Source organism: Vulgatibacter incomptus, from assembly GCF_001263175.1.
GTDB lineage: Bacteria > Myxococcota > Myxococcia > Myxococcales > Vulgatibacteraceae > Vulgatibacter > Vulgatibacter incomptus.
Genome location: NZ_CP012332.1, coordinates 4,269,235 through 4,294,277 on the forward strand (window position 1 = coordinate 4,269,235; position 25,043 = coordinate 4,294,277).

The 25,043-nt window shown below is 68.8% G+C and carries 21 protein-coding genes and 1 pseudogene; 15 read left to right on the forward strand and 7 right to left on the reverse strand.

All coding sequences use genetic code 11. The features are described from left to right. The first annotated feature begins 116 nt into the window (after positions 1-116). A complete protein-coding gene (locus AKJ08_RS17875) occupies positions 117-1,511 on the forward strand; it encodes an MFS transporter (protein WP_169788870.1) in 1,395 nt (464 codons plus the stop codon). Here the strand turns inward: AKJ08_RS17875 and AKJ08_RS17880 are convergent. Then, complete coding sequence (locus AKJ08_RS17880; RefSeq protein ID WP_050727652.1) at positions 1,508-1,834, reverse strand: rhodanese-like domain-containing protein; 327 nt, start codon at positions 1,832-1,834, stop codon at positions 1,508-1,510. The two genes, AKJ08_RS17875 and AKJ08_RS17880, sit on opposite strands and share 4 nt — an antisense overlap. A gap of 81 nt (positions 1,835-1,915) precedes the next feature. Between AKJ08_RS17880 and AKJ08_RS17885 the strand changes: the two genes are divergently transcribed. Then, entirely contained in the window at positions 1,916-3,256 is a 1,341-nt protein-coding gene (locus tag AKJ08_RS17885) for a dihydroorotase (protein ID WP_050727320.1), read from the forward strand. 57 nt (positions 3,257-3,313) lie between these two features. Here AKJ08_RS17885 and AKJ08_RS17890 read toward each other — a convergent pair whose 3' ends face one another. Continuing rightward, the gene (locus AKJ08_RS17890) at positions 3,314-4,219 is read right to left on the reverse strand and encodes a DUF3093 family protein (protein ID WP_050727321.1); all 906 of its coding nucleotides are present in this window, start codon (positions 4,217-4,219) and stop codon (positions 3,314-3,316) included. Between the two features lie 247 nt (positions 4,220-4,466). Between AKJ08_RS17890 and AKJ08_RS21055 the strand changes: the two genes are divergently transcribed. Next, a complete protein-coding gene (locus tag AKJ08_RS21055; RefSeq protein ID WP_050727322.1) occupies positions 4,467-5,627 on the forward strand; it encodes an Hsp20/alpha crystallin family protein in 1,161 nt (386 codons plus the stop codon). A gap of 26 nt (positions 5,628-5,653) precedes the next feature. Here AKJ08_RS21055 and AKJ08_RS17900 read toward each other — a convergent pair whose 3' ends face one another. Continuing rightward, complete coding sequence (locus AKJ08_RS17900; RefSeq protein WP_050727323.1) at positions 5,654-7,501, reverse strand: hypothetical protein; 1,848 nt, start codon at positions 7,499-7,501, stop codon at positions 5,654-5,656. 134 nt (positions 7,502-7,635) lie between these two features. On the opposite strand from AKJ08_RS17900, the gene AKJ08_RS17905 reads away from it, so the two are divergent. Further along, positions 7,636-9,114, forward strand: coding sequence for an MDR family MFS transporter (locus tag AKJ08_RS17905; RefSeq protein ID WP_276202180.1), 1,479 nt, complete (start codon positions 7,636-7,638; stop codon positions 9,112-9,114). Positions 9,115-9,151: 37 nt separating this feature from the next. Here the strand turns inward: AKJ08_RS17905 and AKJ08_RS17910 are convergent, their stop codons facing one another. The 3 genes from AKJ08_RS17910 to fusA all read right to left on the reverse strand — a co-directional run bounded on the left by AKJ08_RS17910 (position 9,152) and on the right by fusA (position 13,882). Beyond that, positions 9,152-9,775 carry a glutathione S-transferase N-terminal domain-containing protein gene (locus AKJ08_RS17910; protein WP_169788871.1) on the reverse strand — a complete coding sequence of 208 codons (624 nt, stop codon included), beginning with the start codon at positions 9,773-9,775 and terminating at the stop codon, positions 9,152-9,154. 207 nt (positions 9,776-9,982) lie between these two features. Further along, a complete protein-coding gene (locus AKJ08_RS17915; RefSeq protein ID WP_050727325.1) occupies positions 9,983-11,590 on the reverse strand; it encodes an ABC-F family ATP-binding cassette domain-containing protein in 1,608 nt (535 codons plus the stop codon). Between the two features lie 186 nt (positions 11,591-11,776). Continuing rightward, complete coding sequence (gene fusA / locus AKJ08_RS17920; RefSeq protein ID WP_157370809.1) at positions 11,777-13,882, reverse strand: elongation factor G; 2,106 nt, start codon at positions 13,880-13,882, stop codon at positions 11,777-11,779. A 299-nt stretch (positions 13,883-14,181) separates the two neighbouring features. Here fusA and AKJ08_RS17925 point away from each other — a divergent pair, with 299 nt between their 5' ends. From AKJ08_RS17925 to AKJ08_RS17935, 3 genes are read left to right on the forward strand one after another with little or no spacing between them, the layout of a single operon-like run. Then, a complete protein-coding gene (locus AKJ08_RS17925; protein WP_050727327.1) occupies positions 14,182-14,448 on the forward strand; it encodes a BolA family protein in 267 nt (88 codons plus the stop codon). Continuing rightward, positions 14,445-14,765 (forward strand): Grx4 family monothiol glutaredoxin, encoded by a 321-nt coding sequence (gene grxD / locus AKJ08_RS17930; RefSeq protein WP_050727328.1) that lies wholly within the window; start codon positions 14,445-14,447, stop codon positions 14,763-14,765. Before AKJ08_RS17925 ends, grxD begins: the two co-directional genes overlap by 4 nt. Before the next feature lie 28 nt (positions 14,766-14,793). After that, positions 14,794-15,921 carry a ribonuclease D gene (locus AKJ08_RS17935; protein ID WP_050727329.1) on the forward strand — a complete coding sequence of 376 codons (1,128 nt, stop codon included), beginning with the start codon at positions 14,794-14,796 and terminating at the stop codon, positions 15,919-15,921. Positions 15,922-15,983: 62 nt separating this feature from the next. On the opposite strand, the gene AKJ08_RS17940 is transcribed toward AKJ08_RS17935, so the two are convergent. Beyond that, positions 15,984-17,405, reverse strand: coding sequence for a Do family serine endopeptidase (locus AKJ08_RS17940; RefSeq protein WP_082343453.1), 1,422 nt, complete (start codon positions 17,403-17,405; stop codon positions 15,984-15,986). A gap of 102 nt (positions 17,406-17,507) precedes the next feature. On the opposite strand from AKJ08_RS17940, the gene AKJ08_RS17945 reads away from it, so the two are divergent. From AKJ08_RS17945 to AKJ08_RS17975, 8 genes and pseudogenes are all read left to right on the forward strand, one after another. Continuing rightward, positions 17,508-17,957 (forward strand): DUF2752 domain-containing protein, encoded by a 450-nt coding sequence (locus AKJ08_RS17945; RefSeq protein ID WP_050727331.1) that lies wholly within the window; start codon positions 17,508-17,510, stop codon positions 17,955-17,957. A gap of 64 nt (positions 17,958-18,021) precedes the next feature. Continuing rightward, positions 18,022-18,405: a fluoride efflux transporter FluC gene (locus tag AKJ08_RS17950; protein ID WP_050727332.1), complete on the forward strand. Its 384-nt coding sequence runs from the start codon at positions 18,022-18,024 to the stop codon at positions 18,403-18,405. Positions 18,406-18,436: 31 nt separating this feature from the next. Beyond that, positions 18,437-18,796 (forward strand): DUF190 domain-containing protein, encoded by a 360-nt coding sequence (locus tag AKJ08_RS17955; RefSeq protein WP_050727333.1) that lies wholly within the window; start codon positions 18,437-18,439, stop codon positions 18,794-18,796. Positions 18,797-18,869: 73 nt separating this feature from the next. Next, on the forward strand, positions 18,870-20,444 hold the full coding sequence (gene malQ, locus AKJ08_RS17960) for a 4-alpha-glucanotransferase (protein WP_240475398.1): 1,575 nt from the start codon (positions 18,870-18,872) through the stop codon (positions 20,442-20,444). Positions 20,445-20,470: 26 nt separating this feature from the next. Beyond that, positions 20,471-22,105, forward strand: a pseudogene (treS, locus tag AKJ08_RS21060) (maltose alpha-D-glucosyltransferase); the annotation flags it as partial. Positions 22,106-22,216: 111 nt separating this feature from the next. After that, positions 22,217-23,770 (forward strand): maltokinase N-terminal cap-like domain-containing protein, encoded by a 1,554-nt coding sequence (locus AKJ08_RS21065; RefSeq protein ID WP_240475513.1) that lies wholly within the window; start codon positions 22,217-22,219, stop codon positions 23,768-23,770. A 125-nt stretch (positions 23,771-23,895) separates the two neighbouring features. Then, entirely contained in the window at positions 23,896-24,396 is a 501-nt protein-coding gene (locus AKJ08_RS17970; protein WP_157370811.1) for a hypothetical protein, read from the forward strand. 33 nt (positions 24,397-24,429) lie between these two features. Next, on the forward strand, positions 24,430-25,038 hold the full coding sequence (locus AKJ08_RS17975; protein ID WP_050727336.1) for a type 2 periplasmic-binding domain-containing protein: 609 nt from the start codon (positions 24,430-24,432) through the stop codon (positions 25,036-25,038). Positions 25,039-25,043: the final 5 nt, after the last annotated feature.

The window sequence follows — 25,043 nt, forward strand, 5'->3', positions numbered from 1 at the left end:
GGCCGGCGTTATAGAGGTCGCGCGGCTCGAAGCCCGGGCGGGCGAAGCACCTGGCAGGCATCCTCGACGAGCAAGCCCGCGGAGTGTTCCTCTCGATGTCCCCTAAGCGGTTGGACGTGCGTCCCGAATTGCCGGCGGTGGCCTCGGACTCCCCCGGTCTCTCTGCAGGTTCTCCGGCGATTCTCCGGCGCGTGCTCGCCAAGCCCGGGATGCTGGCGCCCTTCCTGGCGCTGGATCGGCGGGTCTGGCTGCTGGCCCTCGCCCGCTGCGTCAACACGATGGGCTTCTCGCTGGTGATGCCCTTCATGGCGATGCACCTGGTGGAGGAGCGGGGCACGAGCGGCGCGGTCTACGGGGCGATCTACCTCGTGGCGGGCGTGGTCGCGGCGATCGGGCAGGGGATCGCAGGCGAGGCCTCGGATCGGATCGGCCGGCGCAAGGTGATGATCTCGGGCCTGGCGGTGCGCTCGGTGAACATGGCCGCCCTCGGCGTCGCGGTGCTCCAGTCGGCGCCGGTGTGGGTGATTGGCCTGCTGGTGATCACGAACGGGATGCTCCGCGCCCAGTTCGAGCCTGCGGCGAGCGCCGCGGTGACGGAGCTCACGAGGCCGGAATCGCGCGTACATGCGTACGGGCTGCAGCGGATTGGCGTGAACGTCGGCTGGGCGATCGGTCCGGCGATGGGCGGCTTCCTGGCCTCGCACTCGTACGGCACGCTCTTTTTCGTGGCGGCGCCGGCGACGCTGCTGGCGATCTTCGCGGTGCTTCCGGTGCCGAACCATGCACCGTCCACGAGCCAGACCTCGAGCCAGACCTCGACGCCGGCGACGGCGGAGCCGGCGCAAAAAACCGACCCGCACGCCAAGGGGACCGGAGCAGGCAAGGTAGGTCTCCTCGACCACCTGGCTCAGCTCCGCGCTGCGCTCCGGGAGAACCGCGTCTTCGCGCTCTACCTCGTGCTCGTCCTCGTCGGCTCGGTGATGACGGTCCAGATCTTCTCGACGCTCTCGGTGTTCTCGAGCGCGGAGCTTGGCCTCTCGAAGGCGGACGTGGGCCTGCTCTACACGGTGAACGGCCTCTTCGTGGTGCTCTTCCAGGTGCCGGCGGTGGCCCTGGCGAAGCCCTGGGGCATGCGCCGGGCGCTGGTCCTCGGTGCCGTGCTCTACGCGGTGGGCTACGTGATCTTCGGCGCGTCCTCCGGCTTCGGCGGGCTGGCGATCGGGATGTCGGTGCTCACCTTGGGCGAGGTGGTCTTCGCGCCGGCGCTATCGGACACGGCGGCGACGCTCGGAGATCCGGAGCGCCTCGGCCGCGCCTTCGGCCTCTTCGGCCTGATGCAATCGCTGGGCGTCTCGCTCGGCCCGCTCGTCGGCGGCGTGGCCTTCGACCACCTCCGCAGCGATCACCTCGTCCTCTGGAGCCTGATGGCGGCGGGGATGGTGGTCGTAGCCCTGGCGTACTCGGCCTTCGGGCGGCGGTACCGGGTCTTCGACAAAATGGCAGTCGGCTAATACCGAGGGACGTCGGCGTCGATCCGGAGCGACCAGGCGTCGATGCCGCCCTCGAGCGAGACGACGTCGGCCAGCCCCGCCCGCTGGAGGATCGCGACGCCCGTGAGGCTGCGCACGCCGTGGTGGCAGTAGACCACCACGAGGGCGCCCGCAGGGGCCTCGACCTCGTCGGCACGCCCGACGAGCTCGCCGAGCGGGAGGAGCTGGCTCCCGGGCAACGCGGCGAGCTCGTTCTCCCACGGCTGGCGCACGTCGACGAGGTGCGTGGGCAGGCCTTCCCTGAGCCTGCTCTCGAGCTCCTCGACACTGATCTCCGCAACCATCGCCACCTCGCCCTTTCGGGGTTGCTGCGTTCCGGCGGACGGACTACCACACGTCCCGACTTCTTCGCCCTCCAGGAACACATGAGCACGACCTTCGACCTCCTCCTCCGCGGTGGCACCGTGGTCAACCAGAACGGGATCGGCGTCGCGGACGTCGGGATCCGCGGCGGACGGATCGCCGCGATCGGCGACCTGGCCCAGGCCGAGGCCGGCGACGAGCTGGACGCCCGCGGCCTCCACGTGCTGCCCGGCGTGATCGACTCGCAGGTGCACTTCCGCGAGCCGGGCCTGGAGCACAAGGAGGACCTCGCCACGGGCACGGCGGCCGCGGCGCTCGGCGGCGTGACGGCGATCTTCGAGATGCCGAATACGCGCCCCGCGACGACCACCGCCGAGCTGCTGGCGGACAAGATCTCGCGCGCCACCGGCCGCGCGTTCTGCGACTTCGCCTTCTATGTGGGGGCGGGCCGGGACAACACGGAGGAGCTCGGCGAGCTCGAGCGGCTCCCCGGCTGCGCGGGCGTGAAGATCTTCATGGGCTCCTCCACGGGCGACCTCCTGGTGGAGGACGACGAATCCCTCGCCCGGATCCTCGCGAGCGGCAGCCGGAGGGTGGCGGTGCACTGCGAGGACGAGGAGCGCCTCCGGGAGCGCAAGCACCTCGCGGACGAGGCAGCGGATCCCCGCGCCCATCCCGAGTGGCGCGACGAGCAGACCGCCTTCCGGGCGACGGACCGGCTCCTGCGTCTCGCGCGGGCAGCGGGCCGGCGGGTGCACGTGCTTCACGTGACCACGGCAGAGGAGCTGCAGATCCTCGCTGCGAGCCGGGATCTCGCCACGGTGGAGGTGACCCCGCAGCATCTCACGCTGCGTGCTCCCGTCTGCTACGAGACCCTCGGGACCCTCGCCCAGATGAACCCGCCGATCCGCAGCGGGCGGCACCAGGAGGCGCTGTGGATGGCGCTCCGGGCCGGCGTGGTGGACGTGATCGGCTCGGACCACGCGCCGCACACGCGGGAGGAGAAGGCGAAGCCGTACCCGGCGTCTCCGTCGGGGATGCCCGGCGTGCAGACGCTCCTGCCCGTGATGCTGGACCACGTGAACGAGGGCCGCCTCTCCCTCGAGCGCCTCGTGGATCTCACCTCGGCGGGCCCGGCCCGGGTCTTCGGGATCGCAGGGAAGGGCCGCCTGGCGGTGGGCTACGACGCGGACCTCACGTTGGTGGATCTGCAGGCCGAGCGGACGATCACGGACTCGTGGATCGCGAGCCGCTGCGGCTGGACGCCCTTCGACGGCAAGAAGGTCCGGGGCTGGCCGATCGCCACCCTGATCCGCGGCCACGTGGCGATGCTCGAAGGCCAGCTCGCCGAGCCCCAGGGGCGCGCCGTCCGCTTCGCCGAGACGCTCCCCCGCGCACGCTGACGCAATCCGGAGCGCGCCGGCCCCGCACGCTTTCCCGCGCGGGGCTCGGTCGGCCGGCTAGGCGTGCGAAGGCTGGCGCCGGACGAGGATCTCCCTCACGCTCGCGACGAGCCGCTCGGCGGGCGGGTTCGCGGTGCTCACGCCGCGGTCGAGCGGATGGTCCGCGAGCTCGGGCAGCCGGAGGCGCTCGCCATCGGCGAGCACGATCCTGGCGCTGTTGTCGTCCACCACCGCCGCGTCCGAGAGCGAGCCCGCGTCGATCCGCCGCGACCCCAGCGGATGGAGGATCGCGACGCCGGCCTCGGAGACGAGGATGTCGGCGGGCGTCGCCTTGAGCGTGATCCAAACGCCGGCCGGCACCGTGATCGCGGTCAGCAGCGCGCCGAGCCCCAGGGAGATCGGGAAAACGCAGAGGGCGGAGAGCGCGAGCACCCAGATCCAGCAGGTCATGAGGAAGAGCCAGTAGCCCGCGCGCATCCGGACCCGCGCCGTGGCGGCGGGGACCCGCTCCTGGCCCAGGAGGGCGCCGGCCAGGCGCTCGGCCTCGTGTCCATCGGTCAGGGTGAGCTTGACGATCGAAGCGGGCTTCTCCAGCTCCACCCGGAAGGCGCCGTCGTCGCGGATCACCTGGACCCGCCGGAACCCGCGCATCCGGACGCGCTTCGTCGAGCCCTCCCTCTCGAGCACGAGCCCGCCTTCCGTCGCGGTGGCGAGGGCGGAGTAGGGGCGGGGCTTCACGAGCACGGCGACGAGGACGACGCTGGCGAGGGTGAGGCAGCCCACCATGACCTTGCCCGCCAGGGCGATCGACTCTGCGGTGGAGAGGGAGTCGTGGTTCCCGAGCACCGCGAAAGCGAGGGCGAGGGTGAGCCCGACCGCGGTGAAACCCAGCACCGAGAGGGTCGCGAAATCGTTCGCGCCCTGCCGGACCTCGACCCTTGCCTGAAACCGACTCGCCTGCACGTTGCTGCTCCTTCGTAGCCCTTACCAAACAACGGCCGAGTCTAACCTCGAAGTCCGCGCACGGCCATTCGCCCGATCGCAACCCCCGAGTCGAGCCTCCTGGCAGGGAGCAAACACCCGGCCGCGACTCGTGAGGGGCGGCCCTCCCAAGGGATTCTCGCGATCCGGGGGACCTTGCTATCCCTACGCCACTCGAAGCGAGCGAGCCGACCAGCGCAGCGCGCCGTTGCAGCACGGGGGATACCGCATGCAGCCGCATACGAACGGATCGATTCACATCGACTCAGCGATCTCGGACGTCGCGCGGATCTACCGGTCGATCACCGGGAGGGATCTCCCCCGGATCAACCAGCCGATCGCCCCGATCCCGCCGGAGCGGGATCCGCGAAAGGCCGCGGAGGCGGCGCTCGAGCAGCTCGCCGCGCTCCTCGAGCGCCAGGCCGGCCCAGGCAACATGCTGCCGCCGATGATCCCGCCGGTCGACTGCTGGGAGTCGGCGGACGAGGTGGTGATCGTGGTGGACCTGCCGGGGATCGACGCCTCGACGCTGGACGTGAAGCTGGTGGACGGTGAGCTCCGCCTGAGCGGCCAGCGAGAGCGCTACATCCCGAGGGAGCGCGGCCCGCCGCCCTCGAGCGGCTCCTGGGCGGCTTCGAGCGGCGGATCCTTCTCCCCCGCGGGACCTCCGCGGAGCCGATCGACGCGGAGCTCCGCAGCGGTGTGCTCCGCGTGCGGCTCTCGCGAAAGCCCGGTGAGGCGACTGCCCGCACGATCCCCGTCCGGTAGGCAGAGGTCCTCGAACATGGATTTCAGCGAAAGGGCGCGACTGCAAGCGCTGGTGGACGCAGTCCACCTCACGGCCGCCGCCCTCCGTGCGCTCGATCGCGCACCCAGGGTGGATCAGGTCGACACTTTTAGAGCAAGCGGGATCTCGCTCGCTCCAGGATGGTGGTCTACGCCCGTGCCGAGGGGCTGGCCGCCGCCGCATTTACTCGGCGCGGAGAGAGAAATGTTCGTTCCCTACGTGTCCCCGTACATGTCCCACATGATGCCCTTCTATCCCAGCCATCAGACCGGCCTGATCCACTCGGGCGTGGGCGGGATCCCGATGAGCGGGATCGGCTACTCGCCGATGATCCACCCCAGCCTCTACGGCTATCGCCCGTCGCCGATGTTCTCCTACGGCTACGGCCTGATGCACTCGGGCATGGAGAGCCCGATCCCCATGATCAACCCGCTGATCGGCGGGTCGCACATGGGCCACATGATGAGCCCCATGATGGGCAGCCCGATGATGGGCATGGGCATGTCCCCGATGATGCCGATGCCGTACTCCGGCATGCCGATGCAGCCCGCCTGGTCGATGGGCCCCATGGTCCAGAGCCCGGTTTCTCCCCCGCACGCATAGCGAGCGGGTGCGTCTGCAGCGGTCTTCTAGATCGCTGCGACGACGGGGCGCTCGAGGACCAGCGCGAGCGCCTCGTCGAGAGTGCCCACGCCTCGGATCGCCCCGGCTGCGATCCGGGGCGGCACGTCTCCGCTGGCTGCGGCCTCCTCCTCCTGCCCGAGCGGTAGCACGAGGAAGCGGGCGCCGGCGTGGAGCGTGCCCTTCAGCTTGAGGCCGACCTCCCCCACCTGCCGCACCGCGAGCTGTCCCGCCCCGTCGTAGGAGAGGGCGCCGGTGAACACGTAGTACGGCGGGATCCGCACGTCGAGCAGCACCGAGGCGAAGGCCATCGCCACCGGCAAGCCTAGCGACGGACCGCCGGAGGGCTCGTCCTCCTTGGTGAGGTGGACGCCATACGACCAGTCGTCGAACGACGACACCCGCTCGGGGAAGCGCGCGGCGAGGGTCTCCCTCACCGACGCGAAGGTTCGCCGGAGCTGGTCGAGCACGCCCGGGCCCAGCTCGCCGTGGATGGACTCGTCGTCGAGGCGGCCACGGCGATCGCCGGTGGCGGGCCTGCGGCGCGCGATCACGTCATGGACGATGCCCTTGGCCTTGCCCGGGAGCGCGTAGATCGCCGCCGCGCGGACCACGCCCGGCGGCGGCCACGGGTGGTCGTTCGCGGCGAGGGCCCGGGTGCGCAGGCGCTCCGCGAGGGCCTGGTCGCCGCCGTGCTCCTCCAGGATCGCCAGGCGACGCAGCGAGCGCGGGCTGGCGGGGGCCGACTCGAGGGCACGCCTCATAGCCTCCCTCGCGAGCTCGATCGCCCGCCCATCCATGCGGCGGGACGGATCGGCCTCGAGGCAATCGGCAAGAAGGTGGGCGAGGGGCTCGTCGGGCTCGCTTCGTTCGAGCACGGCGGCTTCCGCGCTCGCAAGCGCTTCGTCGGATCGCCCGCCTGCGAGGAGGGCGGCCGCGCGCCAGCCCGTCGCCGCCTGCCCGAGGTCCGGGAGGGCGCTCGCCGGATCACCGCCGACGAGGCGTGCGATCCCCCGCTCCGGTCCCGGCTCGAGTCCTGCGACCTCGGGCAGGTCGAGGCGGCCCAGGCGGCGAGCGGAGACGTAGCGGTCGACGGCGGCCTCGAGCCGGCCCTCGGGCTCGAGGCGTTGCATCCGCTGTCGAAAGGCTCGCTCGAAGTCCTGCTGTGCCTCGAGAGCGCCGGGCTCGTCGCCCAGGGCGCGGCGCGCCGCCACCAGCCGTGGGAACGCCGAGAGCTTGGCGCCCGAGGCGAGGAAGGCGAGCACGCGCTCGGCCTTTCCGTGCTCTCCCGCCTGCTCGTAGATCCGGGCGAGGACGGCGAGGCGGTCGGGGTCGTGGGCGAAGGCCGGCTCGCTTCCGAGCCGCTCGAGCACGCCCGCAGCCTCCGAGCGCCTGCCGGCCTGCTCGAGGACATGCGCCGCCAGGACCGCGAGGAGCTTCTGCTGCTCGAGATCCCTCACCGATCGGGCGAGCGCCTGGCCTTCTGCACACGCGGCGAGCGCGGCGCCCTGTTGCCGCTGTCCGAGGAGGCGCAAGGCCCGCCGCACCCAGGGCTGGTCCGCGCCGGAAGGCCTCTCCCGCGCCTCCTCTTCGCGCATCACGGCGAGCCGGAGCAGCGCCTCGTGGTTGTGGGGCGAGCCGTCGTGCAGGCGGCGGAACGTCTCGATCGCCGCGCTGATCGAGCCCATCCGGTGCTCGAGCTGGCCGCGAAGGCCCAGCCGCGCCGGATCATGAGGCGCGGCGAGGGCGAGGGCCTCCGCCTCCGCCCGGGCCTGGGCCAGATAGCCGGTCTCGGCGAGGAGCCTCGGCTCGTCGAGATCCAGGTCGAAGCGGTATGCATCGAATCTCTGGCGCATGTGCTTCGATCGTAGCCACCGGAGCGAAGCACGAGGAGAACGGATGGGGAGCGCCCCGACCCGAATGGCGGGGCTGGCGAATGCCTCGGGCCCCCGCTATATGCCCGGCTTCGAAATTGAAGGGTTCCGTCCAAGTGAGCTCCAGCAAGAAGACCCACCGCCCCCTCACCCTCGCCGCGCTCCTCCTCTCCCTCTTCATGGCCGCCCTGGAGATGACCGTCGTCTCCACGGCCATGCCCACCGTCGTCGGCGACCTGGGCGGCATCCAGCTCTACTCGTGGGTCTTCACGGCCTACCTGCTGACCTCCACGGTCACGGTGCCGATCTTCGGCAAGCTCGCCGACCTCTATGGACGAAAGCCCGTGCTCCTCATCGGCAGCGCGGTCTTCCTCCTGGGCTCCGGCCTGAGCGGGCTGGCGCAGACCATGCTCCAGCTCGTGCTCTTCCGCGCCTTCCAGGGGATCGGCGCCGGCGCGATGCAGCCCGTCGTGATCACGGTGATCGGCGACATGTACACCCTGGAGGAGCGCGCGAAGGTCCAGGGCTTCACCGGCGCGGTCTGGGGATTCGCAGGCCTCATCGGCCCCCTCCTCGGCGGCTGGATCGTCCACTTCCTCTCCTGGCACTGGATCTTCTTCCTCAACATCCCCTTCGGGATCGTCTCCATCGCGCTCGTCTGGCTCTTCCTCCACGAGGACGTGGAGAAGAAGCCGCACCAGCTCGACTTCGTGGGCGCCGGCCTCCTCACCGGCGGGGTGCTCTGCCTCCTCTTCGGCGCGAGCGGCGCAGGCATGGGCCTCTGGCCCTTCGCGGCCGCGGCGATCTTCCTCGCGCTCTTCGCCGTGGTGGAGCGCAAGGTCAGGGAGCCCGTGCTCCCGCTCGGCCTCTTCTCCGAGAAGGTGATCGCGCTCTCGAGCGTGGCCGGGACGCTCCTCGGCGGCACCATGCTCGCCGCGGTCACCTACGTGCCGCTCTTCGTCCAGGCGATTCTCGGCGGCTCGGCCACCGACGCCGGCAGCGCGATCACGCCGATGGTGATCGGCTGGCCCATCGCGAGCACCATCGGCGGCAGGCTCGTGCCCAAGGTGGGCTTCCATCCGCTGATCCGGATCGGCCTCGCCCTCATGGCCGTGGGCGGGATCGGTACCGCGATCCTCCTCGCCCCGGGCGTGAACCTCCACCTGATCCAGCTCCTGATGTTCGTGATGGGCGCCGGGATGGGCTTCGCCAACACCGCGCTCCTCCTCGCCGTGCAGACGAGCGTGGACTGGAAGCAGCGCGGGGTCGCAACGGCGAGCACCATGTTCTTCCGCACGATCGGTGGCGCGCTCGCCGTCGGAGCTCTCGGCGGGATCGTCACCGCGACCCTCGCCGCGGATCCCTCGATTCCCGCTGGCGCCGCCGGCCAGCTCGTCGGCCCCGAGCACGGAGCCGGCCTCGACCCCGAGCTGCTGCGCACGCTCTCGGCCGCGCTCGCGTCCGCGCTGCGCGTGAACTTCTGGGCGATCGCGGGTCTGGCTACGCTGGCCTTCGCCGTGGGCCTCTTCTTCCCGCGCACCAAGCGGGAAAAGCTGGGCGCCCTCGAAGGCGCCCAGCTCCACGTCGGCGAATGATCGTATGCCCCGTCGCTGGACGGGGCACACGGTGTCTCTAGCGGATCTTCTCGGTGGCGAAGGCGCGCTTCGCGGACTCGCGGGCGCGCAGCGCCTCGGCGTGGCGCTGGATCTTGGGGTACTTCGCGGCATCGATGCCGGGGACGCCGATCCAGGAGAAGAAGACGTAGAGGTAAGGGTCGACCACGGAGAAGGTCTCGCCCAGGGCCCAGGGGCCGTCGCCCAGGCGGCTCTCGACGATCTCGAAGCCGCGCTCGAGCTTCGCCTTGGTCACCTGCTTCACGTCGTCGAAGTTCGCCTCGCTGGAGACGTACTTGGCCGGGCTGAAGATCGGCCCGTAGGCAGGATGGATGGTGGTGCCGAGGAAGGAGAGCCACTCCTGGGCGCGGGCGTGCTCGATTGTGCCGGGCGGGGGGAGGAGCTTCTTGCCGGGCACCTGCTCGGCGATCCAAGAGAGGATCGCGGAATTCTGGGTGAGCACCGTGCCGTCGTCGAAGAGCAGGGTGGGGACCTGGCCCATGGGGTTCAGCTTCAGCAGGTTCTCGCGATCCTCGGGGTGGCTCTTGCGGATCATCGAGTACTGGAACGGAATCCCGGCCTCCTCGAGGGCGATGTGGGGGGCGAGCGAGCACGCGCCAGGCATTCCAAACAGCGTCAACATTGCGGTGTGTCCTTTCCAATCGGCAACGTAGCGATCTCCACGGCGGGCGCGAGCCACGGCGCGAGGAGCGGGCGCCGCGTCGGGCTGCTGCGGCTCGTGCCGCCGGTCCCTCGGATGCGCGACGGCCGTCTTCGATTCAGGGCATGAAAAAGCCGCCGGTCGGCGTGGGCCGGACCGGCGGCATGGGTGCATCCGGGGGACGCGGTGCTACTTCCGCTTCCCCTGCGACTGCTGGTTCCCGTGCTTCGCGAGGAACTCCTCGTAGGTCCCCTTGAAGTCGATCAGGCCCTCGTCGGTGAAGGCCCAGATGCGGGTGGCGAAGCCGCTGACGAGCTCCCGGTCGTGGGAGACCACGAAGCAGGTGCCTTCGTAGCGCTCGAGGGCGTCTCCCAGGGCCACGATCGACTCGAGGTCGAGGTGGTTGGTGGGCTCGTCCAGCACGAGGACGTTGTCCTTGGTGAGCATCAGCTTCGCGAAGATGAGGCGCACGGCCTCGCCACCGGAGAGGGCGTTGGTGGGCTTCATGCCCTCGTCGCCCTTGAAGAGCATGCGCCCGAGCAGGCCGCGGGTCTCTTCGTTGGTGGCCTTCTCGTCGAAGGAGTGGAGCCACTGGGCGGCGGTGGTGCCGTCGGGGATCGACTCGCGGTGGTCCTGGGCGAGGTAGCCCACGGTGGCCTCGTGGCCCCACTTGACCGTGCCGGCGTCCGGCTCGAGCTCGCCAGCGAGCATCTTGCAGAGCGTGGTCTTGCCGACGCCGTTCTTGCCGATGATCGCGATCTTCTCGCCGCGGAGAATCAGCGACTCGAAGCCGTTGCAGACCGTCTTGTCGGGCCAGCGCTTGGTGAGGCCCTCGATGGTGAGGGTCTGCTTGCCGGACGGGCGCTTCTGCTCGAGCTTGATGAAGGGACGCTCGATGTTGGAGCGCTTGAGATCGGAGAGCTGGAGCTTCTCGATCTGCTTCTTGCGGCTCTGCACCTGGGAGGCGCGGGTGCCGGCGGCGAAGCGGGCGACGAAGTCCTGGAGCTGGCTGATCTTCTTCTGCTTCTCGGCGTTCTCGGACTCGACCCGGTTGCGCACCTGGCTCTTGGCTATGACCATGTCGTCGTAGCCGCCGGTGTAGGTGATGATCGTGTTGTAGTCGATGTCCGCGATGTGGGTGCAGACCTCGTTCAGGAAATGCCGATCGTGGGAGATCGTGATCAGCACGCCCTCGTAGCCCTCCATGAACTTCTCGAGCCAGTGGATCGAGTCGAGGTCGAGGTTGTTCGTGGGCTCGTCGAGGAGGAGGGCGTCGGGCTTGCCGAAGATCGCCTTGGCGAGCAGCACCCGGAGCTTGAAGCCGCCCTCGACCTCGCGCATCAGCTTCTCGTGATCCTCCGCCGGGATCCCGAGGCCGGAGAGGAGATCGCCCGCGTCGGACTCGGCGGTGTAGCCGTCCTCCTCCGCGATGACCATCTCGAGCTCGCCCAGGCGCACGCCCTCCTCGTCGCCGATGTTCTCGAGGGTGAGGAGCTGGTCCTTCTCCCGCATCGCCTTCCACAGGGACTTGTTGCCCATGAGGACGACGTCGAGGACGCGCACGTCCTCGTACGCGAACTGATCCTGCTCGAGGACGTGGGTCTTCTTCGGCCGCGAGATGTTGCCGGTGTCCGGATCGAGGAAGCCGGCCAGGATCTTCATGAACGTGGACTTGCCGGCGCCGTTGGGACCGGTGAGGCCGTATCGCTTCCCGTCCGAAAAGGCGACGTTGACGTCCTCGAAGAGCTTCTTGGTGCCGTACGCCTTGGTGACGCCGGTGACCTGGATATGGGCCATCTCTAGGCCTCCTTCTCGAAGTCGAAAATGAAAGAAGGGGCCGGCATCCTTGGATCCCGGCCCCCAGCAGAGCGATTGAAGAAATCGGACCCGCGGACGCGGGCCCGACTTCTTCAGCTCGCGCTTCGCGCGAGGGCGCTCTTTTTTTTGCTTCGCCTGCGGCTCCGCCTCAGAGGAAGACGCGGCTTACTTCTGCTCGGCCGCCTTCTTCTCCTTGTACTGCGCGATCAGCTTCTCCTGCTCCATGCGAGGAACCGGGGAATAGCGCGCGAACTCCATGGTGAACTCGGCCTTGCCCTGGGTGGCGGAGCGCAGGTCGGTGGAGTAGCCGAACATCTCGGAGAGCGGCACCTCGCAGTCGATGGTGGCGAAGCCCTCGTTGGTGGCCGTGCCGCTGATCACGCCGCGGCGCTGGTTGAGGCCGCCGATGACGGCGCCCTGGAACTCCTCCGGCGTCTGGACCTCGACCTTCATGATCGGCTCGAGGATCTGCGGCGCCGCCTTGGCGTAGCCCTCACGGAAGGCCTGGATCGAGGCGGTCTTGAACGCCATTTCCGACGAGTCGACGGCGTGGAAGCCACCGTCGTTGATCACCACGCGGGTGCCCACCACCGGGAAGCCGATGAGGGAGCCCTTCTCGACGGCCTCCTTGAAGCCCTTGTCGCAGGCCGGGATGAACTCGCGGGGGATGGAGCCGCCGACGATGTCATCGACGAACTCGTAGTGGACCACCGCGTCGGCGGGCAGCGGCTCGATGTAGCCGATCACCTTCGCGAACTGACCCGAGCCACCCGTCTGCTTCTTGTGGGTGTACGAGAAGTCGGCCCGCTGGGAGATCGCCTCTCGGTAGGCCACCTGCGGCTTACCGACGATGACGTCGCAGTTGTACTCGCGCTTCATGCGCTCGACGTAGATGTCGAGGTGGAGCTCGCCCATGCCGGCGATGATCGTCTGCGCCGACTCCTCGTCGCGGGTCACGCGGAAGGTGGGGTCCTCCTTGTTGAAGCGGTTGAGCGCCTTGGAGAAGTTGGCCGTGGCCCCCTTGTCCTTGGGTGCGATCGCCAGCTTGATCACCGGCTCCGGCACGTGCATCGACGTCATCGTGTACTTCACTTCGCCGTCGGTGAACGTGTCGCCGGAGGCGCACTCGATGCCGAAGAGGGCCACGATGTCGCCGGCCGAAGCCTGCTCGATGTCGTTCATCTCGTCGGAGTGCATGCGCACCAGGCGGGGGACCTTCACCTTCTTCTCGCCGGCGGACATGTTGTAGATGGTGTCACCCTTGCGCACCGTACCCTGGTAGATACGCATGTAGGTGAGCTGTCCGTAGCGGCCGTCCTCGAGCTTGAACGCGAGGCCGACGAAGGGCTTGGCAGGATCGTCCTCGAGGACGACCTTCTCCTCGGCCTTCTTCTGGTCGTGGCCCTCGTTGACGATGTCCGTCGGGGCAGGCAGGTAGCTCAGCACGCCGTCGAGCAGGATCTGGACGCCCTTGTTCTTGTAGGCGGAGCCCATGAACACGGGGGTGAGCTTGAGGGCGAGGGTCGCGCGGCGCACGGCGCCCCGCAGCTCCTCGACGGTCGGCGTCTCGTCGGCGAGGAACTTCTCGGCGACCACGTCGTCGACGTCGGCGAGGTGCTCGACGAGCTCCTGGCGCTTCTCGGCGGCGAGCTCGACGAGGTCGGCCGGGATGGCCTCCTCGCGGATGTTCTCGCCGTTGTCGCCGTCGAAGTAATAGGCCTTCTCACCGATGAGCTCGACGACGCCCTGGAAGCGATCCTCGGCGCCGATGGGCACCGTCATCGCGACGGCGTTGTGGTTGAGCTTCTCGCGGAGCTGCTGGATGACGCGGAAGGGGTTGGCGCCAGCGCGGTCCATCTTGTTGACGAACGCGAGGCGGGGAACCCGGTACCGCTTCATCTGGCGATCGACCGTGATCGACTGCGACTGCACGCCGGCCACCGAGCAGAGCACGAGGACCGCGCCGTCGAGCACGCGCAGGGCCCGCTCCACCTCGATGGTGAAGTCGACGTGGCCCGGGGTGTCGATCAGGTTGATGTTGAATCCCTTCCACTCGCAGTAGGTCGCGGCGGACTGGATGGTGATGCCCTTCTCGCGCTCGAGGTCCATCGAGTCCATCTTCGCGCCGACGCCGTCCTTGCCACGCACGTCGTGGATCGCGTGCACCTTCCCCGTGTAGAAGAGGATGCGCTCGGAGAGGGTCGTCTTGCCCGAGTCGATGTGGGCGGAGATCCCGATGTTGCGGATCTGGTCGATCTTCGAAGAGGCCACGGTCGTTTTTCCTTCCGTCGTCAAACGGGCTGCCGAAGCGCAGATCGGCTCCGGTCGCGGGTCAATCCTGCGTCGAGAGGTCTCGAAGGCACCACCCGAAGGCGGCGCTTCCTAACACGATCACGTTCGAGTCTCCAAGCAGTCACCATCAAAACCCGGTCGAAGTACCCCTTATGCCGCGAATCTGGAGGTTCCGGCCACTCCGCGGAAGGGCCGATCCGACCGGAAATCCACGGGTTTTCGAGGCAGGCGGGCGGTCGGCGTTGCCGGATGGCCTCGCCGGGGCTACAAGGGCCGTCATGCTCGACCCGAAAGACATCGAGAGGCGGATTGCCGAGGCCCTTCCTGGAGCCACGGTGGAGGTGGTCGATACCACCGGGACCGGGGACCACTTCCAGGCGACCGTGATTTCGGACGCCTTCGTGGGCAGGTCGATGGTGCAGCAGCACCAGATGGTCTATGCGCCGCTTCGCGACGAGCTCGTCAGCGGAGCGCTCCACGCCCTGGCGCTCAAGACCTTCACGCCCGAGCAGTGGAGCGAGCGGGCAGGAGCCGGAAAGAAATGAACGAAGAACTCAAGAAGCGAATCGACGAGCTGGTGAAGGGCCACAAGGTGGTCCTCTTCATGAAGGGCTCGCCCATGATGCCGATGTGCGGCTTCTCCGCGTCTGCGGTAGAGACGCTGCGGAAGGCCGGCGCGACCGACGTCGGCGCGGTCGACGTCCTCAAGGATCCCGAGATCCGCCAGGGCATCAAGGAATACTCGAGCTGGCCGACGATCCCGCAGATCTTCATCGACGGGGAGTTCGTGGGCGGTTGCGACATCCTCGGCGACCTCCACGAGCGCGGCGAGCTGGCCGCCATTCTGGCGAAGAAGGACTGAGACGCCCGTCTCCAGGCGTTTCAAACACGTGAGCCACCATCAGGAACACGACGTCCTCGACGAATCGGGGCTGAGGCGCCTCGCGTCCAGCCTCGGCAAGACCTCTTTGCTCGGGGTCGATCTCGAGACGAACGCGATGCACGCCTATCGGGCGCGCCTCTGCTTCGTCCAGCTCGCCACCGAAGACGAGATCTTCGTGGTCGACACCCTGGCCCCGGGCGTCGAGCCATCTTCGCTATCCGGGCCATTCCTGGATCCGTCCATCCGGAAGATCTTCCACGACGCCCAGGGCGATCTGCGGGTGCTGGCCTCCGTGGGCCTGGGGATCCGCAACCTCTTCGATACGCAGCGCGCCGCGATGTATCTCGGCCTGCCGAAGATCGGGCTGGGCGATCTGGTGGAGGAGCGCTTCGGCGTCCGCCTCTCCAAGGAGCACCAGACCGCGAACTTCGGCGAGAGGCCCGTGCCGCGCGAGCTGCGCGAATACGTGGCGGGCGACGTGCGCTACCTCCTCCCCCTCGCGGCGCAGCTCGAGGCCGAAGCGCGGGAGAAGGGGATCCTCGAAGAGCTGCAGCTCGAGTTCGAGCGGCTCTGTGCGGAGGGATCGGTCCCCGAGACGCCTCCGACGCCGAAGCTCCCGGGCCCCGCCCGCGACGACCTCGGCCTCGCCATCGCGGCGGCTGCCGACAGGCTGCGCCACCGTGAGGCGAGCGCACGGGACGTCCCCGTGGGCCGGGTCCTCGCCAACGCGGCCATCGGCGAGATCGCCCTGCGCAAGCCCCGGAACGTGAAGGACCTCTCCCGGATCCCGGGCGTGAAGGGCTCCTTCATCCGTCCGGCGGGCGACGAGCTCCTCGCCGAGATCGGACGCATGGTCGAGGACGCGAAAGCGGGCAAGCTGCCCCGCCTCGCCGCTCCGGAGAAGAAGCGGGATCCGCTGCGCCGGGGCAGGGAAGAGCGGCTGAAGGCCTGGCGCAGCGAAGCCGCCACGGCCCGCGGCGTGGTGCCCTCCGTGGTGCTCCCCACGCCGGTGGTCGAGCGCCTCGCGAGCGATCCGCCCGGCGACCTCGAGGCCCTCGCGACGGTGAAGTGGCTGGGCGCGAAGCGCCTGGAGCTCTACGGGGCGGCGATCCTCGGCGCGCTGGCCGAACCCTGAAGAGCCTTGCACGCCGTGGGCATCACGCTCACGGCGGCGAGCACTCTTCGTGATGTGTCTCTCTACTCGGTAGGGATCACCAGGTAGATCGCCGCCTCGCCGCGGCGAACCCGGAGCGCCAGGGGCTGCTTCGGGTTCTTCTTGGCGACGTCGATCAGATCCTTCGGCGCCTTCACCGGCTTCCGGTTCGCCTCGACGATCACGTCGCCCTGCCGCAGGCCGGCCTCGGCGGCTCGCGAGCCCGGCTCGACGTCGACCACCAGCGCCCCACCGTCGATCCCCATCTGATCGGCGAGCTCCTTGGGCACGGGCGAGATGGACAGGCCCACCGGCCCCTGCTCGGGTTTCAGCTCGGGCGGCTGCTCCTTCTCCTTCCCCTCCTTCGACGGCCGCTCGCCGAGCTTCACCTTCACCGTCTGTTGCTTGCCTTCTCGGAGGACCCCGAGCGTCACCACGGCGCCCGGCTTGAGCTGCGAGACCTGGCGGGAGAGCTCCGCGGCGTTCGTCACGGGCTTGCCCTCCGCGGTCGTGATCACGTCGCCCGGGTGGAGGACGTTTGCGGCGGGGCCGTTCTTGTCCACCGAGGAGACGAGGGCGCCTTTCTCGGCCTTCACTCCGAGGGCGCGGGCCAGCTCCGGCGTGAGGTCCTGGACCCCCACGCCCAGGAAGCCGCGGACCACCCGGCCCGTCTTCTCGAGCTGGGGCAGCAGCGCCTTGATCAGGTCGATCGGCACGGCGAAGCCGATGCCCTGTCCGGTGGCGACGATCGCGGTGTTGATGCCGATCACCCGCCCGGAGAGGTCGAAGAGCGGACCGCCGGAGTTGCCGGGGTTGATCGCGGCGTCGGTCTGCAGGAAGTCGTCGAAGGGTGTGGCGCCGATCACCCGCGCCTTGGCGGAGATGATCCCGCTGGTCACCGTGAGCTCGAGGCCGAAGGGATTTCCGATAGCGACCACGTAGTCGCCGACCCGGATCGCGTCGGAGTCACCCAAGGTCGCCGCCTGGAGCGGGCCCTTGACCTCGGTGATCTTGATCACGGCGACGTCGGTGTCCGGATCCGTGCCGACCACCGTGGCCTGGTGCTCCTGATCGTCGGAGGTCCGCACCAGCACCTTCTGCGCCCCGGCGACCACGTGGTTGTTGGTGAGGATGATCCCGGAGGGATCGATGATGACGCCGGAGCCCAGGCCGATCTGCTTGCCTCGCTCTTTCGGCGCGTTGCGGCCGAAGAATCGCCGCCAGAACTCCTCGATCTCGGGAGACGGGCCCTTGCCCTTGGAGATCGTCGTCACGCCCACCACGGTGGGGCGGACCCGATCGACCAGCGGCGCGAGGGACGGCGTCTCGCCCTCGGCGCCCGTGTGGGGTGGAGCGGGATCCTTCTTCGCCAGACCGACCGCGTTGCCGGAGGTCGCCGCGCCCCCCGAGATCCCCGGCAGCCCGAGGGCCGCGATCGCCAGCATGGCCGCCAGCTCGATCCTCATCTCGAACGTCCCCGCTTTCGAGGGCCCGCTCGCATGGCAGGCCGCCATGCGCAAAGGCTGTGCAGAGGAGCGCGTTCCGGCAACGGCGCGGTATAGAGAGGCATGTTCTCGATCGAGTGGGGAAAGCGTTCGCCGGGCTTCCGCGGGGCGGACGGCCTCGCCGCCTTGGGGCTCGTGGCGCTCGCGGCCTCGCTAGCCCTGCCGCACGTGCCGCTCTTCCACTCGCTGTTTCCGCGCTGCCATTTCCTGGATTGGACGGGCCTCCCCTGTGGCACCTGCGGCTTCACGCGGGCCTTCGTCCGCGGCGCGCACCTCGACCTCGCCGGGGCGCTCTCCGTCTCGCCCTTCGGCGCGATGCTCTTCTGGGGCTGGGCGGCGGCATCCCTCTGGATCGCGGCGACCTGGCTCTTGCCGGGCCTGCCCCTGCCCAGGTTCCGCGCGTCGGGGCCGTCCGGGCGCTGGATGGTCCGCTTCGGCATCCCCCTCGCGTTCGCCCTCAACTGGGCCTACCTGATCGGCGTCGCGCTCCTCGACGGCTCGCCGCCGGCCTGAGCGCCCTGCGGCCGCTTCCGTTTGCCGCTGGACGGTACCGAGCCCACGCCCGAGAATCGCCCGCATGGAACGGTTCTGGTTGGTCTGCCTGGGAAGCGCCCTCGGTGGGGGTGCTCGATACCTGCTCTCGGCGGCTGCCCTCCGGATCCTCGGCCCGTCGTTCCCCTTCGGCACACTGCTGGTGAACCTGCTGGGCTCGTTCCTGATCGGCCTGATCGTCCACGCGGGCCTGGGCGGGATCGGCGCGCCCTCGACCCTGCGCATCTTCCTCACCACCGGCGTGATGGGCGGCCTCACCACCTACTCGACCTTCAACTTCGAGACGTTGGAGCTCTTCCGTTCCGGGGCGTTCGGGCTCGCGTTCCTAAATTTGGCCGTAACGGTGGTCGCATGCCTCGGCGCGGGCATCCTCGGCTTGATGGTCGGCAGGGCGGTGAGCGGCGCCTGAGCATGGACGCTTGAAAACGGAGGAAGTGCCGATGCGCGTTATCGAGGGAGACCAGCTGCTCGCCCGGATCTTCGTCGGCGAGTCGGACCTCTGGCACCACCAGCCCCTCGCCACCGCCCTCCTCGAGAGGCTCCGGAAGGAGGGCTTCGCCGGCGCCAGCGTCTTCCACGGCGTCGCCGGCTTCGGCGCGCGGAGCGTGCTGCACACCGCACAGCTCCTCCGCCTCTCGGAGGACCTCCCCGTGCTCGTCGAAGTGGTCGACACCGAGGAGCGGATCCGCTCCCACCTCGTGCCGATCCTCGACGAGATGATGCCCGAGGGGCTCGTGACCCTCGAGAAGGTCCACGTCCTCCGCTACGGGCCGAAGCGCGAAGCGAGCGGGGCCGTCTGACACGGACCACCGCGCGGCCGCCCGCTTCCGGCCCGTAGCGGTCAAAGCGCCCCCTCCGATCCATCTTTCGCAGGTGATCCCGCCTCCGCGAAAGGCGTCGCCGCGACCTCCGACGCTGGGCGAGAGGGCGAGCGGCATCCTGCTCCACCCCACCTCGCTGCCCGGCCCGCACGGCTGCGGCGACCTGGGGCAGGGCGGTCATCGCTTCGCCGAATGGCTCGCCGAGGCCGGCCAGCGGTGGTGGCAGGTCCTGCCCCTTGGGCCGCTCGGCTACGGAAACTCGCCCTACAGCGCGCTCTCCGCCTTCGCCGGGAACCCGCTGCTCATCGGCCTGGACGAGCTGGGGATCGACGAGGTCCCGAGCCCCTCCCTCCCGTCCGGGCGCGTGGATTACGGCCTGGCGAGCGCCTGGCGCCGCCGGAAGCTGGGCGACGCCTTCGCCGCCCGCAAGGGGAGCGACGCGCCTTCCTTTCGCCTCTTCTGCGAGGCGGAGCGCCCTTGGCTGGAGGACTTCGCCCTCTACTCCGCGCTCAAGGACGCCCACGGCGGCCGCTCGTGGGTGGAGTGGAGTCCGCGCCTGCGCGATCGGGATCCACCTGCGCTCGAGGACGCGAGGCGCGAGCTCGCCGAGGAGCTCGAACGCCGCCGCTGGGAGCAGTGGATCTTCGAGCAGCAGTGGCACCAGCTCCGCGAACACTGCGCCGCGCTCGGCATCGGCCTCATCGGCGACCTGCCGATCTTCGTCTCCCACGACAGCGCCGACGTCTGGGCGCATCGGGAGCTCTTCTTCCTCGACGAGCGAGGCATGCCCACGGTGGTGGCGGGCGTGCCTCCCGACTACTTCAGCCGCACCGGACAGCTCTGGGGAAACCCGCTCTACCGCTGGGACCGCCTTCGGGACACGGGCTACGCCTGGTGGATCGATCGCCTGCGCCAGATGCAGCGCCGCTTCGACGCGATCCGCCTCGACCACTTCATCGGCTTCGTCCGGGCCTGGGAGATCCCGGCAGGCGATCCCACCGCCGAGAACGGCCGCTGGAGGGAGGGCCCCGGGATCGGGCTCTTCCGGACGGCGAGGGAGGCGCTCGGAGAGCTCCCGATGATCGCCGAGGACCTGGGCGCCGTCACGCCGGCGGTGAAGGCGCTGCGCGACGAGCTCGGCCTTCCGGGGATCCGGCTCCTGCAGTTCGCCTTCGGCACCGATCCCCAGGCGCCCGACTTCCTGCCCCACGCCTATCCGCGCAACGCGGTGGTCTATACCGGCACCCACGACAACGACACCACGGTGGGCTGGTTCGAGGATCCCGGCGGCCCCCACGGCACGAGGACCCCCGACGAGGTCGCCCGGGAGCGGGCGAGGGCGCTGGACTACCTCGGCCTGGAAGGGGCGGGGGAGGTCCACTGGGCGATGATCCGCGCGGTGCTCGCGTCCGTGGCGAACGTGGCGATCGTCCCCCTCCAGGACGTGCTCGGGTTGGGCTCCGAGGCGAGGATGAATCGCCCCGGCACGCTGGACGGCAACTGGGAGTGGCGGGTCCGCGAGGCGGATCTCGACACTGCTCTCGCCTACCGGCTCCACCGCCTCGTGCATACCTACGGGCGTGACGCGGGGGCTCCCGCAGCCGGCATCCCGGTCGAGGGGAGATGACGATGCGCAAGGCCGCGCCGTCGGCGATTCCCAAGGATCCCCACTGGTACAAGGAGGCGCTCCTCTACGAGCTCCGGGTCCGCTCCTTCTGCGACAGCAACGACGACGGGGTGGGCGATCTCAAGGGCCTGACGTCGAAGCTGGGCTACATCCAGGACCTGGGCGTCACGGCGATCTGGCTGCTCCCTTTCTACCCTTCGCCTGGCAGGGACGACGGCTACGACATCGCCGATTACTTCGACGTCGATCCGGAGGTGGGGAGCCTGGACGACTTCGAGGAGTTCCTCGACGAGGCCCATTCCCGCGGCCTGCGGGTGATCACCGAGATCGTCCTCAACCACACCTCCGACGCGCATCCGTGGTTCCAGCGCGCGCGACGCGCGCCGCCGGGCAGCGAGCACCGGGACTTCTACGTGTGGAGCGAGACCGCCGACCGCTACCGCGAGGCCCGGATCATCTTCAAGGACTTCGAGCACTCGAACTGGTCCTGGGATCCGGTGGCGAAGGCCTATTTCTGGCACCGCTTCTACTCGCACCAGCCCGATCTCAACTTCGACAACCCGGCGGTCCACGAGGCCGTCATGGGGGCCGTGGACTTCTGGCTCGACCTGGGCGTCGACGGCCTTCGCCTCGACGCCGTCCCGTACCTCTACGAGCGTGAAGGGACCAACTGCGAGAATTTGCCCGAGACCCACGCGTTCATCCGCAAGCTGCGTGCCCACGTCGACTCCAAGTACGAGGATCGGATGCTGCTGGCAGAGGCGAACCAGTGGCCCGAGGACGCTGCCGCCTACTTCGGTGCGGGCGATCAGTGTCACATGAACTTTCACTTTCCGATGATGCCGCGGATCTTCATGTCGATTCACCAGGAGGACCGCTTCCCGATCATCGACATCCACGCCCAGACGCCGGCGATCCCGGAGACGTCGCAGTGGGCGGTGTTCCTGCGCAACCACGACGAGCTCACCCTGGAGATGGTGACCGACGAGGAGCGGGACTACATGTACGGCGCGTACGCCAGCGATCCCGCGGCGCGCATCAACCTCGGGATCCGGCGCAGGCTCGCGCCGCTGGTTGGCAACAACCGCCGCGTGATCGAGCTCATGAACTCGCTGCTCTTCTCGCTGCCGGGGACCCCGGTGATCTACTACGGCGACGAGATCGGCATGGGCGACAACATCTATCTGGGCGACCGCAACGGCGTCCGGACCCCAATGCAGTGGAGCGCCGACCGGAACGCCGGCTTCTCGCGATGCAACCCGCAGCGGCTGATCCTCCCGGTGATCGTCGACCCCGAGTACCACTTCGAGTCGGTGAACGTGGAGGCGCAGCAGGACAACCCCAACTCGCTGCTCTGGTGGACCAAGAGGCTGATCGCGCTGCGCAAGCGCTTCCGCTCGTTCGGCTGGGGCTCCATCGAGTTCCTGAGCCCGGACAACCCGAGGGTGCTCGCCTTCGTCCGCAAGGTCGGCTCCGAGATCCTCCTCGTGGTCGCGAACCTCTCCCGCTTCGTCCAGTACGTCGAGCTCGACCTCTCGAAGTACCAGGGGATGTTCCCGCTGGAGCTCTTCGGCCGTACCGAGTTCCCCCCCATCGGCGAGCTGCCGTACCTCCTCACCGTGAGTGGACACGGCTTCTACTGGTTCCAGCTCAAGTGGCCCATCGAGGCCGCCCTCGACGCGCGAGCACACGCCTACCAGCCGCCGATCCTCGAGGTCGCTCGAGGCTGGGAGAGCGTCCTCGAGGGGGATGCGCGCCTCCGCCTGGAAGACGTGCTGACCGAGTGGCTCCGCGGGAGGAGGTGGTTCGAGGGCGGTCGCCGCGCGATCCACTCCCTCTCGATCCTGGAGGCGGTGACGCTCCCCGGCGAGGCCATGGCGATCGTGCTGGTGGAGGCTCGCTACGCCGAGACCGAGCCCGAGTGGTACCTGCTGGCCCTGGCCCACGAAGGGGAGGAGAGGGCCGGAGAGCTCCAGGCGCGGGCGCCGCAGTCGATCATCGCCCACCTCCACAGCGAAGGACCGTCCTACGGCGTGCTGTACGACGCGCTCTCGCATCCCGCCTCGTGCTCGGCGATGGTGCGCGCGATCGTGGCCCGGGTGAGGGCGCGGGGACGTACGGCCGACCTGGTCGGCACCATGGCCATGCCGTTCGAGGAAGAGCTCGCGGCCCTCGAGCCGCGCATCGTCCCGGGGGATCCGTCGAACACCGCGGTCTCCTTCGGCGATCGTCTCCTGCTCAAGGTCTACCGCCGGCAGGGGGAGGGCATGAACCCCGAGCTCGAGCTGGGCCGTCACCTCGCGTCCGGCCCGACGCCGCTCCTCGTGGGCGCCCTCGAGCTCGAGCCCCGGCGAGCCGAGCGGCGGACCGTCGCCACCCTCTTCGAATACGTCGCGCACGAAGGAGACGCGATGAGCCAGGCCCGCGAAGAGCTCGGCCGGTTCTTCGAGCGCGTGCTCACGGAGACGCGGGGCCTGCCCCCGATCCCGGCGCCGTCTCCCTCGCTGGCGCGCCTCGCGCGGCTCGAGCCGCCCGCCGGCGTGGCGGAGCGGATCGGCACCTACCTCGAGGTGGCCCGGAAGCTGGGCCGCCGCGCGGGCGAGCTCCACCTCGCCCTGATGGGCAAGCCGGAGGACCCGGTCTTCGCCCTCGAGCCCTACTCCGCGATGGATCAGCGCTCGACCTACCAGACCATGCGCAACGTCACGGGGAAGGCGCTTCGCAGGCTGCGGATTTCGTTGCCGCGGATCTCCACGGAGTTCCAGCCTGCCGCCCAGGAAATCCTTCAGCGATCGCTGCAGCTCTACGAGCGCTTCCGCCCCCTCCTCGATCGGAAGCTCGAAGCCCTCCGGATGCGCCACCACGGGCGCCTCGAGCTCGCGCGGTTCCTGTTCACGGGAAAGGACTACGTGATCGTGGACTTCGAGGGCGACAAGGCGAGGCCGCTCCCCGAGCGACGGCGCAAGCGCTCCCCGCTCCGGGACGTGGCGACGATGGTGCGATCCTTCCAGCGCGTGGCGAGCACGGTGCTATTCGACCCTGCGCTGGTCCGCCCCGAGGACCACGGTACGGCGGCCCCATGGGCGGTGGCGTGGTGGACCTGGGTGTCCGCCGCCTTCGTCGGCAGCTATCTGGAGACGGTCGGCGACGCCGCCTTCGTCCCGAAGGACCGCGACGAGCTCGGATTGCTCCTCGACGCCTTTCTCCTCGAGACCACCCTCGCCGAGCTCGAGGCGACGACGGCGGACAACCCGCTGCGCGGCGACGTCCCGATCTTCGGACTCTTGGCCCTGCTCGACGCCGGCCCCGATTCCGCTCTGGCCTAGCGGCGCGCCCGACGGCATGTCTCATGCCGGACTGCTCTGCGGCAGGGGTTCCCTCCTCATATTGACGCCCGCACGCCCGCATGGGGTACTGCGAGCCTGGTCCTGAGACCCGGGGGGGCGACCGCATGGCGATGGATGGCACTCACGAAAGCACTATGAGAAACCGAGGAACAGCAGGGATCATCGCCCTTGCTCTTTTCGGCATCTGTTTGGTGTCTTGTTCCCGTGCTGAGCTCGATCCAGAGAGCGAAGCCCTTAGGACCGTAACGACTGATGACATCGAAAAAGAGCCTCCAATGAAAGAAGAGGAGGTGGTTCGATACATCGCCATAATGCCAGAATTCGTCGAGGTCAGCAGCACAAAAGATCCCGCTGCGATGGTGGAGTTCTATAGGAAGCATGGTTTCACCAAGAACCGTCACACCTTTATGCAGCTCAAGATGATATTCGCCTCCAGGGCCATCAGGGGCAAGGCGGCCAACGAGCCCCCTCCAACCCCGAGGTCCTTGCGTCTGACTGACGGCGAGCTGGCGATTGTGAGGAGACACTTCTCGGACTACACGGCGGCGAGCGAGAAGGCCAGGGAGACCTATGATGCCGAGAGAGAAAGACGTCCGCAGCCTTGAATAGGTTGCCCGTCGTAATGGATGGGGAACTGAATGAGCTTGGTTCACACTGTCGTCGGAGCCGTCGTGGCCTTTGCGGCCCAAGCGGCGATCGCCGCCCCTCCAGACGACGTCAGCACCAGAAGCGCGGATGCTCCTTCCGAGGCGGCGAGCGTTCTAGAGGGATTCCAGAACGCTCGCTGGGGCATGACGAAGGCAGACATCAAGGCACTGTACCCGGCGTCGGCTGAACCGTTCGATGACCTTCTCGCCACCCGCGTAGACGTAGGAGGAACTACGGTAAAGGTCGGGTTCGAGTTCGTCGACGGCAGGCTCGAGGGGGTGGTCATCCTCTTTTTTGGGCACGAGGAAGGGCATCCTGCACGCCGATGCGCCCGAGTAAAGAACCAGATCGACGAGATATCTGGCAAGCCGAGCGAGAGTCCAGAGTCGAAGGAGCATCTCGATGCGCTTCTAGCGCGCTTGCAGACCAATTACACGATGGAATGGATCTTCCCGAAGACAGCCATCGAGCTGAAATGCTTGGGCGATGGCTCTGACGACCTCACGGTGAGCCTTCGGTACAACAGCAGGAAGCACCATGACATGCGTAAAGCACAATGGGATGCCGCCATGCGAGCCGGTGCAGGGAACGATCCGTAGTCAGC

Bases quoted from the DNA above. Each gene is read 5' to 3' on its own strand.
- AKJ08_RS17880 (WP_050727652.1), bottom strand. From the start codon at position 1,834: ATGGTTGCGGAGATCAGTGTCGAGGAGCTCGAGAGCAGGCTCAGGGAA.
- AKJ08_RS17885 (WP_050727320.1), top strand. From the start codon at position 1,916: ATGAGCACGACCTTCGACCTCCTCCTCCGCGGTGGCACCGTGGTCAAC.
- AKJ08_RS21055 (WP_050727322.1), top strand. From the start codon at position 4,467: ATGCAGCCGCATACGAACGGATCGATTCACATCGACTCAGCGATCTCG.
- AKJ08_RS17900 (WP_050727323.1), bottom strand. From the start codon at position 7,501: ATGCGCCAGAGATTCGATGCATACCGCTTCGACCTGGATCTCGACGAG.
- AKJ08_RS17910 (WP_169788871.1), bottom strand. From the start codon at position 9,775: ATGTTGACGCTGTTTGGAATGCCTGGCGCGTGCTCGCTCGCCCCCCAC.
- AKJ08_RS17915 (WP_050727325.1), bottom strand. From the start codon at position 11,590: ATGGCCCATATCCAGGTCACCGGCGTCACCAAGGCGTACGGCACCAAG.
- AKJ08_RS17925 (WP_050727327.1), top strand. From the start codon at position 14,182: ATGCTCGACCCGAAAGACATCGAGAGGCGGATTGCCGAGGCCCTTCCT.
- grxD (WP_050727328.1), top strand. From the start codon at position 14,445: ATGAACGAAGAACTCAAGAAGCGAATCGACGAGCTGGTGAAGGGCCAC.
- AKJ08_RS17940 (WP_082343453.1), bottom strand. From the start codon at position 17,405: ATGAGGATCGAGCTGGCGGCCATGCTGGCGATCGCGGCCCTCGGGCTG.
- AKJ08_RS17945 (WP_050727331.1), top strand. From the start codon at position 17,508: ATGTTCTCGATCGAGTGGGGAAAGCGTTCGCCGGGCTTCCGCGGGGCG.
- AKJ08_RS17950 (WP_050727332.1), top strand. From the start codon at position 18,022: ATGGAACGGTTCTGGTTGGTCTGCCTGGGAAGCGCCCTCGGTGGGGGT.
- AKJ08_RS17955 (WP_050727333.1), top strand. From the start codon at position 18,437: ATGCGCGTTATCGAGGGAGACCAGCTGCTCGCCCGGATCTTCGTCGGC.
- AKJ08_RS17970 (WP_157370811.1), top strand. From the start codon at position 23,896: ATGGCGATGGATGGCACTCACGAAAGCACTATGAGAAACCGAGGAACA.
- AKJ08_RS17975 (WP_050727336.1), top strand. From the start codon at position 24,430: ATGAGCTTGGTTCACACTGTCGTCGGAGCCGTCGTGGCCTTTGCGGCC.